We start from the raw sequence: 14133 nt of genomic DNA, 5'->3' as shown, positions 1-14133 counted from the left end.
GTGACCAGCCCACAGATCCTGCTCGTTTCCGGGTCATTGCGCGAAGGATCGATCAACAGCTCGGCGATCCGTACGGTAGCCACCCAATTGGCCGCCGATGTGGACGTCACCGTGTACAACGAAATGGGCGCGCTGCCCCACTTCACCCCCGACGTCGAGGCCACAGCGGTGCCGGAAGTCGTCGCGCGTCTGCGCAAGCGCATCGAAGACAGCACCGCGGTCTTGATTTGCACCCCCGAGTACGCCGGAGCTCTTCCCGGCTCCTTCAAGAATCTGCTGGACTGGACCGTCGGCGGAATGGAGATCGTCGGCAAGCCCACAGCCTGGATCAACGTGTCGGCGAACGCCACCAAAGCGGCGGGTGCTCACGCGTCGCTCAAAACGGTCCTGACGTACACGGGAGCTGCCATCGTCGACGACGCATGCCGCCATGTTCCACTGGCCGTCGCGGATCTCTCGGGTGACGGACTGGTGGGCACGCCGGCCGCGGTCGAAGAACTACGATCGGCGGCGCTCGTTCTCCTGGAACGTGCGCGACAGGAACCGGCCTGAGGAGAAGGGGGCTCGGCAGCTGAACTAGGTTGCCGCAGTTGCTGACTGGAGTGACAACCGGGCCAATTCGAAGGTCTCGCGATTTCATATGGACGACGATCTCGATGGTGCGGTCCCGGTATCGAACACTGTGGGCAAGGCGCGGTCGATCGTGCTCAGGGTTGTATTCCTGCCGAGTTCGTCGCCGCCACCGTCGCGGGATCGTCGATGGTGGCGCGGCAGGCGGTCGAGCGAACCGGCTGTTCCACCTCCACCCGGATCGAGGTCGCGTTTCTGATCTGGGTCCGCGTGGTAGCCGGCAGTGCGCACTCGCAATCCGCACGATGCTTGACCGACATCCGCCCCTTGGTGAATCCGGCCTTTCTCGAGGATAATTCGCGTCTCGGGTTCTGTGTGTCGTGCCCGAAGACGCCGTGAGACCAAGAAGGGAAAGTGCACGTGCCCAGTTCAGCGCTCGTCACACCGGGAGACAGTCGGTCTCCGGTGCTCATCCACGTCCCGCACGCCTCGCGCGTCATCCCGCCCGAGGTGCGCGCGGATCTGCTTCTGAACGATGTCGAGCTGGCCGCCGAACTCGACGAATCAACCGACGCCGCCACCGACGGCATCGCAGCGGCAGCACTGCGCCACACCAGGATCAGGCCGACGACCGTGGTCAACACGCTCTCACGCCTGGTGATCGACCCCGAACGGTTCGCCGACGCGAGCGAGTCGGCCGCCGCGTTCGGCCGGGGCGCGGTCTACACCCGCACCTGCCCCGGGCTGCCGCTGCGCACCGAGCCCTACCCGCGCACCACCGATCTGCTCGACGGTTATTTTCGTCCCTACGCGGACGCGGTCACCGCCGCGGTCGAGGATCGTCTGCGCGCGTGTGGGCGCGCGGTGATCATCGACCTGCACTCGTACCCGGCAACACCGTCCGGGTTCGAGGACCACACCGCCGCGCGCCCCGCGCTGTGCATCGGCACCGACCCGATCCACACCCCGGATCGGCTGATCGAGGTGACCCGTGGCGCATTCGCGCCCCTGCCCGAGATCGACGAGATCGCCGAGAACACCCCTTACGCAGGAAGTTACGTGCCGCTGCGCCACTACGGCCACGACAAGCGCGTGACGTCGGTGATGATCGAGTTGCGCCGCGACGTCTACCTCACCGACCCCGGCACCCCCGACGCTGCGCGCGTCGACCGGCTCGGCCGCGCCCTGGCCACCCTGATCGACACGGTCGCCGCGCAAGCGGCCGCTGATGTGTAGACCCGAGCCCGGACCGCGCTGCACCCCGCGCGCGGGCCAACGCCTCGACCGCGCCGCTTGCGCGCGTCGCCGCCGCCCGTGCTCGCCTGGCCGAGAACCCGACACGCGCGCGGCTGCAACGCCGTCTCGCCGCCGCCGCCGACCGCCAGCGATCGTCGCGGTCACCACCAGTGCCAACCTCCATCCAAACCTGTGGGTCACACCCTCATGCCACCAGCCTCTCACCCATAAAACCCCAGTTCAGGGCATTGCGAATCGACCTTTCCGGGGCCCTGCCTTTGCAGTGCCGGCCACGGCGTACGCAGATCCCGGCACACCTACGCTCCCCACGGAGGACTACTCCGGGTGCCGCTTCGCGTCGATCTCCGCGGAATGCCGCTGGGAAACGCTCCTCGCCAGCTTGGCCGGCCTGTTACCGACCGGATCCGCGGAGGCCGGACCCACCATCCGGTAGAAGCCGTCACGACTTGGGTGGATCCGCCCCCGCTTTCCGGGGTCGGATCCACCCGAATCGCATCACCTCTCGCGCACCTCTTCGAGCCTGCGGATCAACGTCGCCGCGTCGAACGGGCCGGTGTGCCGGGCGAGGTCCGATCCGGTGGCGCCGAGGTAGAAGGTGGGCGTTCCGAAGACGTCGCTGGTCTCGGCGTCGAGATCGTCGTCCTCGACACGGTGACGATACCGCCCCAGGCGAAGGTCCTCGTCGAACCTGTCCATATCGAGACCCAACTGCTGGGCGTGTTCGTAGATCTCGTCGCGGGACAGAGCGTCGCTGTGGGCGAACAGGTGGTCGTGCATGTCCCAGAATCGTCCCTGCGCCGCCGCAGCCTCGGCCGCTTCGGCGGCGAACCGGGCGTGCGGGTGGTGTTCATCGAGGGGAAGGTGCCGGAAGACGTACCGCAGGTCGTCGCCGAAGTGCTCGCGCACGTCGCGGATGCTGCCGGTGGCCTTGCTGCAGAACGGGCACTCGAAGTCTCCGTACTCGACGAGTGTGAGCGGAGCGTCGACCGGTCCCCGTATGTGGTCGCGGTTCGGATCCACCGGACGCAGCAGCACGAGCCCGGCAGATCCCTGCGGCGGATTCAGGCGGTCGGACAGCCGGAACAAAGCCCAGCCCAGCGCCGTGGCGAGAACAGCCGCGAGAAGGACGCCGATTCGGGCGTCGTTGGCCGCTTCGGGAGATTCGATCGCCAGATCCACGATGAACAGTGAGATCGTGAACCCGATGCCGGCGAGCGCGGCACCCCCACCGACGTGCGAGAGGGTGAGTCCCGGCGGCAGGCTGCCCGGACGCAGGCTCGAGAAGACGGCAGTGGCCGCGGTGATGCCCACGAGTTTGCCCACCACGAGACCGAGGACGACTCCCCACGTGATCGGCGACCGGATCGCAGTGCCGACGGTCTCGGCGGAGATCACCACACCCGCGTTGGCGAGGGCGAAGATCGGCACGACGAGGAACGCCGTGTACGGCTGGTAGAGCCGTAGCAGCCGCTCGTTCACGGACACGGCGCGGAGCACCCCGAGTTGCGCGGCGCGCGCGTAGTCGGAGTTGGGCGACTGGCGGAACGCCCGCGTGAGTTCGCCGGCGCGCTCCACCTCGCTGCGGCGCGGCGGATAGACGGGAAGGATCAACGCGATCAGTACACCGGCGAGGGTCGGGTGCACACCGGATTCGTAGAACGCCACCCACGTCCCTGCCGCGACGACGAAGTAGACGACGCCCCGCCACACCTCGAGCCGGCGGAACTGCAGGATCAGCAACAGTCCGATCGCGGCAGGTATCAGGTAGACCGGCTGCAGATCGTCGGTGTAGACGAAGGCGATGATGGCGAGGGCGCCGATGTCGTCGGCCACGGCCAGCGTGAGGATGAACACGCGCAGGCGGGCCGGGCAGCGGGGTCCGACCAGCGCGAGCGCACCGAGCACGAAGGCGGTGTCGGTGGACACGACCACACCCCACGCTCCTGCGGCCTCCCCGCTGGGGTTGAGCAGCAGAAACAGTCCCGCAGGTAGCGCGAGCCCCGCGATTGCCGCCACGAGCGGGACCGCGGCGCGCGTCCGGTCGGTGAGCTCTCCCATGGTGAGCTCGCGTTTGACCTCGAGGCCGACGACGAAGAAGAACAGCGTCATGACGGCGTCGTTGACCCAGTGCTCGAGGTCGAGATCGATGCCGTAGTCGCCGATGCTGATGCTGAGAGGTGTGTGCCAGAACGCCTCGTACGAGTCGCCCAGGTTGGCCCAGACCTGAGCGATCAGGGTCGCCGCGAGTACGACGCCTGCCGCGAGCGTGTCGTCGTCCGTGCCGTCGCGGACCCCTGCCAGAAGGTCGGACGCCCGGCGGAGCGTCGTCGGATTCTCGTCGACCGTCATGTGCTCCCTCGTTCCGCAATCCGCTCCGAGCAACTCGGTGCCGGTGAGTACACCGACGACATCGCACAACGCCGGGCGATTATTTCCGGTATCGGCCGTTCGAACCTGCATTGTCCGAACACAACAATGCAACCGGTTCCGCCGTACAGGAGGCGGAATGCACCCCTCCGACTACCGACCTCATCCGAAACTAGACCGAATCGTTGTGCCAACAACCGATTTCGGCGTTTCGACAGCCCGACCGTTACATTCCGCCGCTACCTGTCGCCTCGACGGAGGATAGCCCTGCGCGTCCGCCCCGGGTATCGTCACGATCCACCGAAGCATCGGTTCCGAATAACCCTCGGTGAGAACAACTTTCCTAAGTTCTCTTACGGAGAGGAGGTGGATCCGTTGCTGCACACGGGGACGATCCGAAGAGCCCGATGGATGTTGATCACCGCACTGGGAGCAGGGGTGCTCGTCGCGGCGACGACGCACCAGCCCGACTCTGTGGTCCGGGCCGACCCGACGGTCGCGCATGCCCGGTCGTCGCACTCCTCGGTCTCAGTGTGCGCACCGCCGGACGGTGCGCCTGTCTGGCGTCCGGACGAGCTCGGCGACCACCCGGATCCACCGGCTGCGATCGGAGCGGTGGCGAACGGGCGGATCGGAGGCGTCTTCCATCCGTCCACCACGATTCGACTGGTCGGCCTGGACGTGTGCGAGCAGTACATCGACCGCACCATCGTCACGACGAGCGAGGGTTGGTTCCTGTTCACCGGTCTCATGCCGGGTCGCTACACGCTGCGGGGGGACGACGGAACGGTGCTCACCGAGGTCGAGGTCTCCGCCGAGTCATCGGATCATTCCGGACTGGTGTCGGCTCCCGGTTAGGTCGTCAGCACGAGGAGGTAGCAGCCGCCGGCCTGCTCGATCCTGGTATCGAACCGCACTCCCGGCTCGAGTCGCGACAAGCGGTCGAGGAGCCATTCGGAGGCGTCCTCCGCGTCCGACTTCTCGGGACACCGGGCAACGGCGACGCGACCACCCTTGCGGGTGAGCTGCTCGACGACGCCGATGATGGGCGCCGGGTCGACGACGAAGAGCCGGTCGGACCACGGCACGACGGGTTTGACGGCACCCTTCTTGGTGTTGCAGGCGCGGTGCGCGAGTCGCTCGACTCCGCCCTTTCCCTTGCCACCCTTCTTGGCGGTGTTGATGCTGTCGATGCTGGGACCGCGCGGGTCGTTGACCGACATGTCGGGGTCCACGGGCTCGTCGCACAACCAGCAACGCCACGCCTCGCGCTCACCGACTTCTCGAAGGGTGCTCATGGGGTCGAACGCTACCGTTCCGACAAGCAGGAACATCTCGCGGCCATGAGCGAAGGAGGTGGGGCGGGCGGGGCTCGAACCCGCGACCAGCGGATTATGAGTCCGCGGCTCTAACCGACTGAGCTACCGCCCCGTCGCGACGACATGCGTCGCACAGTGCCGCACTGCTCGCACGGCGCGATCGAATGCTACCCGGACACAGCGGGCAACACTCTACCGGGTACGAAGTAGCAGAGATCACATCGGTGGATGTTCTGCCGCATAGGCACCCCCGGATACACAGAATCCTCCCACCCGTGACGGGTGGGAGGATTCTGTAGGCGCTCCCCCGGCTGGACTCGAACCAGCAACCGTTCGATTAACAGTCGAATGCTCTGCCAATTGAGCTACAGGGGATTGTCCTGCGGTGCTCCGCGGTTTCCCCCGGTGCGTGAAAAACCATAGCGTCCCACCCGCCGCAGCACCAAATCGCCTGCTTGTGGGCATGCTGCGGGGTCATCGGGCAGGATGGGGACGACGCAGTCACAGGTGGAAGGACAACACATTGATGGGTTTGCTGGTCGGGGTCGCTGCGGGATACGTACTCGGCACCCGAGCGGGTCGCGCGAGGTACGAACAGATCAGCAAGACGGCCAAGGCGGTGGCCGCGAGCCCCGTCACGAAGAAGGCGATCGAGGTGGGCCGGCAGAAGCTCGCCGACTCGCTCAGTCCTCAGCCCAAGCTCGAGCCGATGAAGCCCATCGACGAGACGACCACGATCATGATCCCGCGGGACCAGTTGAAGAAGTAGACGGTCAGCCGGCCAGGCCGTCACCGATGGCCTGGTCGAGCAGGCTCCGCCGGTACTGTTCGAGCGCCATGAGGTCGCCGAGCAGGGCGTGGAACTCCTCGGACTCGGTGGCCGGGGAAATCCGCTGCAGTTTGGACTTCAGTTCGGCCACCTGCTCGCCGACCCAGACCTCCTGCAGCCGGGCCAGCACGCCACCGATGTAGCGCGGCAGCCGGTCCTCTTCGGCGGGGACGGGTTCGACGGCGAGTTCCATCACGAGCGAGTGCGCGACGGGATCGGTCGCTGCCCTGCCGACGGCGTCGACCCACTCGGCTCCCCCGAGGCCCGCTGCAGTTCCGCCGGCGTCGGCGACGGCCTGCCGCACGGCCGCGTACGCAGGGTCGGTGAAGGTCTCCGGCGGCAGGGAGTCGAAGACGGTCCCGGCGATACCCGGATACTGCAGCGCGGCCTTCAGCGCGTCGCGCTGCGGCCACAGCGTCGGATCATTCGGCCGAGGGCGGCGCAGGGCCGACACGGGCTCCGCCGTGGCCGTCGCGGGCCGCGCCTTGGCTTCCGGTGCACGAACTCCTCGCCGTGCCTCCTCCTGCACACGCCGACGCACGGTGGGGATGTCGTCCCATCCCGTCCAGTGCGCGAGTTGCACCGCGTAGTTGTCGCGGATCGTGCGGTCCTTGATCCGGCCCACGACGGGGACACATCGGCGCAGGGCCTCGACGCGACCTTCGACGGTGTCGAGATTGTGTTCGGCGAGAATCGATTTCACGACGAACTCGAACATCGGGGTGCGGCGGGCCACGAGGTCGCGCACCGCACCGTCGCCCGACTGCTGCCGCAACTCGCACGGGTCCATGCCCTTGGGGGCGATCGCGACGTAGGTCTTCGCGGCGGTCTTCTGATCGCCCTCGAACGCCTTCATCGCCGCCGCACGACCGGCGTCGTCGCCATCGAAGGTGTAGATGACCTCACCGCGGAAGAAGCTGTCGTCCATGAGCAGGCGACGCAGCAGCGCGAGATGTTCGTCACCGAAGGCCGTGCCGCACGCGGCGACCGCGGTCTTCACGCCGGCCAGGTGCATGGCCATGACGTCGGTGTAGCCCTCGACGATCACGGCCTGGTGCGACTTGGCGATCTCGCGCTTGGCGAGGTCGAGCCCGAACAGCACCTGAGACTTCTTGTACAGCACCGTTTCCGGTGTGTTCATGTACTTGGCGGTGATCTGGTCGTCGTCGTACAGACGGCGGGCACCGAAGCCGATGACGTCGCCCGCGAGATTGCGGATGGGCCACAGCAGTCGACGGTGGAAGCGGTCGATCGGACCGCGGCGACCCTGCCGGGACAGTCCTGCGGCCTCGAGTTCCGAGAATTCGAATCCCCGGCCGAGGAGGTGCTTGGTGAGCGCGTCCCAGCCGGCGGGTGCGTAGCCGCAGCCGAACGTCTCGGCGGCTGCCTGGTCGAAGTTGCGTTCGGTCAGGTAGTCGCGGGCGGCCTGGGCGTCGGGCGCGCGCAGTTGCTCGGCGTAGAACTGTTGGGCGGCCGCGTTCGCCGCGACCAGCCGGGCACGCGTGCCCCGGTCGCGTTGGACGGACGGACCGCCGCCTTCGTAGTTCAGCGTGTAGCCGACACGCTCGGCGAGCTGCTCGACTGCCTCGACGAAGCTGACGTGTTCGATCTTCTGCAGGAACGAGTAGACGTCGCCGCCCTCACCGCAGCCGAAGCAGTGGTAGTGCCCGTGATTGGGCCGCACGTGGAAAGACGGGGACTTCTCGTCGTGGAAGGGACACAGGCCCTTGAGCGAGTCGGCGCCTCCGCGCTTGAGTGCGACGTACTCGCCGACGATGTCCTCGATGCGCACGCGGTCGCGAATGGCCGCGATGTCTCTGTCTGAAATACGGCCGGCCACGAGACGAGTCTAAGCCGCCGGGCAGACTGCCCGGCACGACGGTCCGGCGCAACCCACACCGGCGAGCGCGTAAGCGCGTCCCTCCGGACAGATGCACGGCGCCGGACTCGTGCTTGTGTCCGCGAAGGGCGCAAACGTCGGTGTCAGCCCCAGCTCGCCTGCGCGGCGAGGCTGTCCCGGTCGATCCGTTCGAGGCGCGATTCGGTGCACGACGCGATCTGATCGACCACGACCCGTACCTTCGCAGCATCGTCGGGCGCGGCCTTCCAGGCGGCGACGAAGAACGGGTCGAGACCGACCGGCGCGGTGCGCAGTAGCCACTCGGCGACGCGGTGGATGCGTTCGCGTTGCGATTCCTGGCGGGTGCGGTGGGCGCGGTCGGACATGACGAACTGCAGCGCCATCGTCTTGAGCAACGCGACCTCCGAGACCACGATCGGCGGGACCACGAGGTCGGCGTCGTACCGGGTGACGCGTCGGCCTTCCGTCGCCTCCCGGGTCCCGAGGATCGCTGCGTTGGCGAAGCGGCCCACCAGCTCGCTGGTCAGCTTCTTGAGCGCGACCGAGCAGGCGAGGGTGCCGTCGAAGGTGCCGACGGCGCGGACCACCGGCATGGAGGACAACCGCTTCGCCGCCTCGGTGAGCTCGGCCGGGTCGAGACCCGAGAATTCGCGCATGCCCACCTCGATGAGTCCGGCGACATCGTCGGGATCGTCGAGCATCCGCAGGTCGATGCGACCGTCGATCACACCGTCCTCGAGGTCGTGCACCGAGTACGCGACGTCGTCGGACCAGTCCATGATCTGCGCCTCGAGGCACTTGCGGCGCTCGGGTGCGCCTTCGCGGATCCAGTGGAGGATCTCGGCGTCGTCGTCGTACGAGCCGAACTTCGCGCCCGGGCGCGGACGCGTCCAGGGGTACTTGAGCGTCGCGTCGAGCGAGGCGCGGGTGAGGTTGAGACCGGCGCTCGAGCCGTCCGGATAGAGGATCTTCGGTTCGAGGCAGGTGAGGATGCGCAGGTTCTGCGCGTTGCCTTCGAATCCGCCGCAGGACTCCGCGACCGCGTCGAGTGCCCGCTCGCCGTTGTGCCCGTAGGGCGGGTGCCCGATATCGTGGGCGAGGCCGGCCAGGTCGACGAGATCGGGGTCGGCGCCGAGCCCTTCGCCGATGCTGCGGCCGATCTGCGCGACCTCCATCGAGTGCGTCAGACGGGTGCGCGGGGTGTCGCCGTCACGGGGGCCGACGACCTGTGTCTTGTCGGCCAGGCGGCGCAGGGCCGCGCAGTGCTGCACGCGCGCACGGTCGCGTGCGAAGGCGGTCCGCTCGGACGCCGCTCCCTCGGACCCGGCGAGCGCCGAGGTCTTGCGCGGCTCGGCGACGCGCCGTTCGAGATCGTGTTCGCTGTAGCCCTGCATCACACTGCCTTCCGTCACCGAAGACCCTACGTTCCGCCTCACTGCTGCGCCGTGTACGGGAAATCGGCGGAGAAGTGGGTGATCTGGTACCAGATCAACGCGCCGGTCTCGCGGGCGATGCCGTGCAGCTGCGACTCGCGGGTGAACACCGCCGGACCCTGGCGGGTGGGAGCGGTCCAGGCGTCGAGACCGGCGTCGCGCGCCATGGTCCGGGTACGCAACGAATGCCACGGGTCGCTGACGAGCACGACCGACGACAGGCCCAGCTCCGACATCTCGCGGCTGACGGCCTCGACGCTGAGCAGTGTGTCCGAGCCCTCTTCGACGGCGACGATCGACTCGGCGGGCACCCCGCGCGAGACGAGATAGTTCTTGCCCGCCGCGGCCTCGGTGAACAGGTCGCCCTCCTGCTTGCCGCCGACGGTGACGATCCGCGGCGACACTCCCGCTTCGTAGAGCTTGAGGGCCTGCTCGAGGCGGGCCTCGAAAACCGACGACGGTGTGCCCGAATACTGCGCGGCCCCGAGCACGACGATGGCGTCGGCGGGGGTGCGGTCGTCGATCCGCGCGACCTGCCACACCCGCAGCGCCGTGCCGCCGACGACGAGGACGGCGGCGAGCAGCACCCCGATGATCAGTCGCCGGAGCCAGCGCGCGATGCGCGCGCCGACCCCGAGGTCGTCCCCGGTGTACGTCGCGGTGGTGCCGGTGCGGCGGGATGCGGTGCTCACCCCCTGATTCTGCCAGCGAACGAGAACGCGTCGACCGGACGACGCGCCGACCCCGTCCTCACCTCGCAACAACTAGATTCGATGCCATGGCACACGTATCGGCCGCACCGCTCCGGCGACCTGCAGCACCGCTCCAGCGACCTGCAGCACCGCTCCGGCGACCTGCACGGTCCGCGCTCGCATTCGTCCCCGCCCTGCTGGCAGTGACCGCGTGGCTGCTCCTTCCCGCGGCGGCCTCCGCGGAGCCACCCTCGCGGCTCCCCCAGCCGATCACCGACACCGCGGGCGTGCTCGACGACGCCGACGTCGCACGCATCCAGGAAGCGACGAACACCCTCTACGACGAGCACGGCCTGCAGTTGTGGGTGACCTACGTGTCGAGCTTCGACGGACGCGACTACAACAGTTGGGCGCAGGCCACCGCGCAGGCAAGCAATTTCGGTCCCGACACCGCGCTGCTGGCGGTGGCGACCGACGACCGCGAGTTCGCGCTGTGGACACCGACGGGTTCGGAGATCTCCGAGAGCGAGCGCGACCGGATCAGCTCGTCCGACGTCGTGCCGGCCCTGCGCAACAGCGATTGGGCGGGCGCCGCCGTGGGCGCGGCCGACGGGTTGAGCAACGCCCTTACGCCGTCGGCTGCTCCGGTGACGACGCTGCTCGTCGGCGGCGGTGTCATCGCGGCCGGTGGTGCCGGGCTCTACGCCTACAACCGGCGGTCGAAGAGGAAGCGCGCCGACGCCGGTGCCGCGCAGGCCGCGCAGGTCGATCCGGCCGACACGACCGCTCTGCGCGGTCTGCCGGTCGAGGGTCTAGACCAGTATGCACAGACCCTCCTGGTGGACACCGACAACGCGGTGCGGTCCAGCGCCGAAGCGCTCGAGCTCGCCCGGGGTGAGTTCGGGGACTCCGCGGTGGCTCCTTTCGACCGCGCACACCGGCAGGCACAGGTCGCGTTGACGAACGCCTTCGAGATCCGTCAGCGCCTCGACGACGACATCCCCGAGACGCCCGAACAGCAGCGCGACATGCTCGTGCAACTCGTCTCCTCGTGCGGGCAGGCGAACCGCGAACTCGATGCGCAGGTCGAGGCGTTCGACAAGATGCGCAACCTGCTGCTCGATGCCCCGGCCCGTCTGGACGGCCTCACGCAGCGCGCGATCGCGCTGCAGGCCCGCATCCCCGAGGCCGAGCGGATTCTGGGGCAGCTGCACTCGGAGTTCCCGGCGGGCGCCCTGACTCCGGTGGTCGACAACGTCTCGCTGGCGCGGGAGGAGATCTCGTTCGCCGAGAACGCGATCGACCAGGGCCGCACGGCGGTGGCGCGACCGGTCGGTGAGCAGGGCGACGCCGTGCGCGCGATCCGCGAGGCCGAACGCGCACTGGGGCATGCCGCGACGCTGCTCGACGCGCTCGACCATGCGGCGGAGGACATCCGGCGCGCGATCGCGACGCTTCCCGCCGCGGTGGAGGACGCCGAACAGGGTGTCGCCGACGCGAAGCAACTCCTCGACGCGGGCGGCCCGGAGCTCGTCGACGCCCTGAAGGCCGTGCAGGAAGCCCTCGACCACGCCCGGGCCGAGCAGCACACCGACCCGCTGGGCAGTTTCACGCGGGTCGTCGAGGCCGATGCGCGTCTCGACGAGTTGCGTGCCCGGACGCGGCAGGCGAAGCAGCAAGCCGAGGAGATGCGGCGCCGCCTCGAACAGGATCTGAGCGCAGCGCAAGCGCAGGTCACCGCCGCGGCCGACTTCATCGGGACCCGCCGCGGCGTCGTGGGCGCCCAGGCACGCACCCGCCTGTCGGAGGCGCAGCGGCACCTGCAGGCCGCGCAGCAGGCAGCCGAGTCCGATCCGGCGGCCGCCATCCAGTACGCGCGGTCCGCCGCGTCGCTGGCCGCGCAGGCACTGCGCAGCGCCCAGAACGACGTGCAGCGCTGGAACAACCAGCACCGTCCGCCCCGCGGTGGTTCGTCGGGCGGCAACGTCGCCGGTGCCGTGCTCGGCGGCATCCTCATCAACAGCGTGCTCAACAGCGGCCGCGGCGGTGGCTTCGGTGGCGGTTTCGGTGGGGGCGGTTTCGGGGGCGGCGGCTTCGGCGGATCGAGTGGAGGACGCTTCTAGACCATGCGCCCGATCGCAGCACGCGCACCGGGCACCGGCCTGGAATCGGTGATCCTGCACACCCGCCGCGGTGACGAAACCCGTTTCCGGGACGTGGACTTCGAGTACCTCGATCGACGCTCGACGAGGTGACCGCTACGAGCACCCGGCTACGAAGCGACAGATGCCCTCCGGTCCGTCGGGACCGGAGGGCATCTGCGTCGATCGGATCGGTCAGCAGCCGATCAGGCGCTGCGCGAGGTAGCCCTCGACCTGGTCGAGGCTCACACGCTCCTGCGCCATGGTGTCGCGCTCACGGATCGTGACGGCCTGGTCCTCGAGGGTGTCGAAGTCGACTGTGATGCAGAACGGGGTGCCGATCTCGTCCTGGCGACGGTAGCGGCGGCCGATGGCGCCGGCGTCGTCGAACTCGATGTTCCAGTTCTGGCGCAGCTTCGCGGCGAGGTCCTTGGCCTTCGGGCTCAGGTCGGCGTTGCGGCTGAGCGGCAGCACGGCGGCCTTGACCGGCGCGAGACGACGGTCGAGGCGCAGCACGGTGCGCTTGTCGACGCCACCCTTGGCGTTGGGTGCCTCGTCCTCGGTGTAGGCGTCGACGAGGAAGGCCATGAGCGAACGGGTCAGGCCGGCCGCCGGCTCGATCACGTAGGGCGTGTAGCGCTCATTGGTGGCCTGATCGAAGAAGCTCAGGTCGGTGCCGGAGTGCTTCGAGTGCGTCGACAGGTCGAAGTCGGTGCGGTTCGCGACGCCCTCGAGCTCACCCCATTCGCTGCCCTGGAAGTGGAAGCGGTACTCGATGTCGACGGTGCGCTTCGAGTAGTGCGACAGCTTCTCGAGCGGGTGCTCGTAGAGGCGCAGGTTGTCCTTGTTGATGCCCAGATCGGTGTACCAGTTCATCCGGTAGTCGATCCAGTACTGGTGCCACTGCTCGTCTTCGCCGGGCTTGACGAAGAACTCCATCTCCATCTGCTCGAACTCGCGGGTGCGGAAGATGAAGTTGCCGGGCGTGATCTCGTTGCGGAAGCTCTTGCCGATCTGGCCGATGCCGAAGGGCGGCTTCTTGCGCGAGGTGGTGAGCACGTTCGCGAAGTTCACGAAGATGCCCTGCGCCGTCTCGGGGCGCAGGTAGTGCAGGCCTTCCTCGCTCTCGATCGGGCCGAGGAAGGTCTTGAGCATCATGTTGAAGTCGCGGGGCTCGGTCCACTGGCCCTTGGTGCCGCAGTCCGGGCAGACGATCTCGGTCATCGGCACGGCGTCGGGGTCGTCGAGCTTGTTCTTCTCGGCGTAGGCCTCCTGCAGGTGATCCTGCCGGTGACGCTTGTGACAGCTCAGGCACTCGACGAGCGGGTCGTTGAAGACACCGACGTGGCCGGAGGCGACCCAGACCTGACGCGGCAGGATCACGGACGAGTCGAGGCCGACGACGTCCTCGCGGCTGGTGACCATGTTGCGCCACCACTGCTTCTTGATGTTGTCCTTGAGCTCCACGCCGAGCGGCCCGTAATCCCACGCGGACCTGGTGCCGCCGTAGATCTCACCGCAGGGATAGACCAGGCCCCGGCGCTTGGCGAGGTTGGCGACGGTATCGATCTTGGATTTGGGTGCCACTCGGTTTCTCCATCTTCGATGCGGGTTTTCGCAGCATGCGTCGATCTGTAAGCCTATCGCTCCTCGTTCGCAGCTCG

12 protein-coding genes and 2 tRNA genes are annotated in these 14133 nt (G+C 68.1%); 6 read left to right on the top strand and 8 right to left on the bottom strand.

The features are described from left to right. Together M3330_RS20495 and M3330_RS20490 are read left to right on the top strand one after the other, a co-directional pair. Positions 1-552: an NADPH-dependent FMN reductase gene (locus M3330_RS20495; protein ID WP_064851466.1), complete on the top strand. Its 552-nt coding sequence runs from the start codon at positions 1-3 to the stop codon at positions 550-552. Positions 553-990: 438 nt separating this feature from the next. Continuing rightward, positions 991-1806, top strand: a complete 816-nt coding sequence (locus M3330_RS20490; protein ID WP_082937558.1) for an N-formylglutamate amidohydrolase — start codon at positions 991-993, stop codon at positions 1804-1806. 516 nt (positions 1807-2322) lie between these two features. Here the strand turns inward: M3330_RS20490 and nhaA are convergent. Further along, entirely contained in the window at positions 2323-4176 is a 1854-nt protein-coding gene (gene nhaA / locus M3330_RS20485) for a Na+/H+ antiporter NhaA (protein ID WP_255026174.1), read from the bottom strand. A gap of 429 nt (positions 4177-4605) precedes the next feature. Here nhaA and M3330_RS20480 point away from each other — a divergent pair, with 429 nt between their 5' ends. After that, positions 4606-5052, top strand: coding sequence for a hypothetical protein (locus tag M3330_RS20480; protein WP_255026172.1), 447 nt, complete (start codon positions 4606-4608; stop codon positions 5050-5052). Here the strand turns inward: M3330_RS20480 and M3330_RS20475 are convergent. The 3 genes from M3330_RS20475 to M3330_RS20465 form a co-directional block, all read right to left on the bottom strand. Beyond that, complete coding sequence (locus M3330_RS20475) at positions 5049-5429, bottom strand: hypothetical protein (protein WP_319804814.1); 381 nt, start codon at positions 5427-5429, stop codon at positions 5049-5051. The two genes, M3330_RS20480 and M3330_RS20475, sit on opposite strands and share 4 nt — an antisense overlap. Before the next feature lie 122 nt (positions 5430-5551). Beyond that, positions 5552-5625, bottom strand: a tRNA-Ile gene (locus tag M3330_RS20470). Between the two features lie 190 nt (positions 5626-5815). Continuing rightward, a tRNA-Asn gene (locus M3330_RS20465) sits at positions 5816-5888 on the bottom strand. Between the two features lie 148 nt (positions 5889-6036). Here M3330_RS20465 and M3330_RS20460 point away from each other — a divergent pair. Beyond that, a complete protein-coding gene (locus tag M3330_RS20460; protein ID WP_024101344.1) occupies positions 6037-6282 on the top strand; it encodes a hypothetical protein in 246 nt (81 codons plus the stop codon). Between the two features lie 4 nt (positions 6283-6286). Here the strand turns inward: M3330_RS20460 and dnaG are convergent, their stop codons facing one another. The 3 genes from dnaG to M3330_RS20445 form a co-directional block, all read right to left on the bottom strand. Then, complete coding sequence (dnaG, locus tag M3330_RS20455; RefSeq protein WP_006554462.1) at positions 6287-8182, bottom strand: DNA primase; 1896 nt, start codon at positions 8180-8182, stop codon at positions 6287-6289. A 143-nt stretch (positions 8183-8325) separates the two neighbouring features. Beyond that, positions 8326-9597: a deoxyguanosinetriphosphate triphosphohydrolase gene (locus tag M3330_RS20450; protein ID WP_037215996.1), complete on the bottom strand. Its 1272-nt coding sequence runs from the start codon at positions 9595-9597 to the stop codon at positions 8326-8328. A gap of 38 nt (positions 9598-9635) precedes the next feature. Continuing rightward, positions 9636-10328 (bottom strand): YdcF family protein, encoded by a 693-nt coding sequence (locus tag M3330_RS20445; RefSeq protein ID WP_006554464.1) that lies wholly within the window; start codon positions 10326-10328, stop codon positions 9636-9638. Positions 10329-10414: 86 nt separating this feature from the next. Here M3330_RS20445 and M3330_RS20440 point away from each other — a divergent pair, with 86 nt between their 5' ends. Both M3330_RS20440 and M3330_RS20435 read left to right on the top strand, forming a co-directional pair. Next, positions 10415-12451, top strand: a complete 2037-nt coding sequence (locus tag M3330_RS20440) for a YgcG family protein (protein ID WP_255026167.1) — start codon at positions 10415-10417, stop codon at positions 12449-12451. A 3-nt stretch (positions 12452-12454) separates the two neighbouring features. After that, positions 12455-12583 (top strand): hypothetical protein, encoded by a 129-nt coding sequence (locus tag M3330_RS20435; RefSeq protein ID WP_024101348.1) that lies wholly within the window; start codon positions 12455-12457, stop codon positions 12581-12583. Positions 12584-12664: 81 nt separating this feature from the next. Here M3330_RS20435 and M3330_RS20430 read toward each other — a convergent pair whose 3' ends face one another. After that, entirely contained in the window at positions 12665-14056 is a 1392-nt protein-coding gene (locus tag M3330_RS20430) for a glycine--tRNA ligase (RefSeq protein ID WP_006554466.1), read from the bottom strand. Positions 14057-14133: the final 77 nt, after the last annotated feature.

The organism is Rhodococcus sp. GA1, assembly GCF_024321955.1.
Lineage (GTDB): Bacteria > Actinomycetota > Actinomycetes > Mycobacteriales > Mycobacteriaceae > Rhodococcus > Rhodococcus pyridinivorans.
The sequence above is the reverse complement of the archived record's forward strand: the minus strand, read 5'-3'. Positions and strand labels throughout refer to the sequence as shown.

What these genes read in the sequence shown, in the direction of transcription:
- M3330_RS20435 (WP_024101348.1), top strand. Translation starts at nt 12,455, where the DNA reads ATGCGCCCGATCGCAGCACGCGCACCGGGCACCGGCCTGGAATCGGTG.
- M3330_RS20450 (WP_037215996.1), bottom strand. Translation starts at nt 9,597, where the DNA reads ATGCAGGGCTACAGCGAACACGATCTCGAACGGCGCGTCGCCGAGCCG.
- M3330_RS20440 (WP_255026167.1), top strand. Translation starts at nt 10,415, where the DNA reads ATGGCACACGTATCGGCCGCACCGCTCCGGCGACCTGCAGCACCGCTC.
- nhaA (WP_255026174.1), bottom strand. Translation starts at nt 4,176, where the DNA reads ATGACGGTCGACGAGAATCCGACGACGCTCCGCCGGGCGTCCGACCTT.
- M3330_RS20480 (WP_255026172.1), top strand. Translation starts at nt 4,606, where the DNA reads ATGTTGATCACCGCACTGGGAGCAGGGGTGCTCGTCGCGGCGACGACG.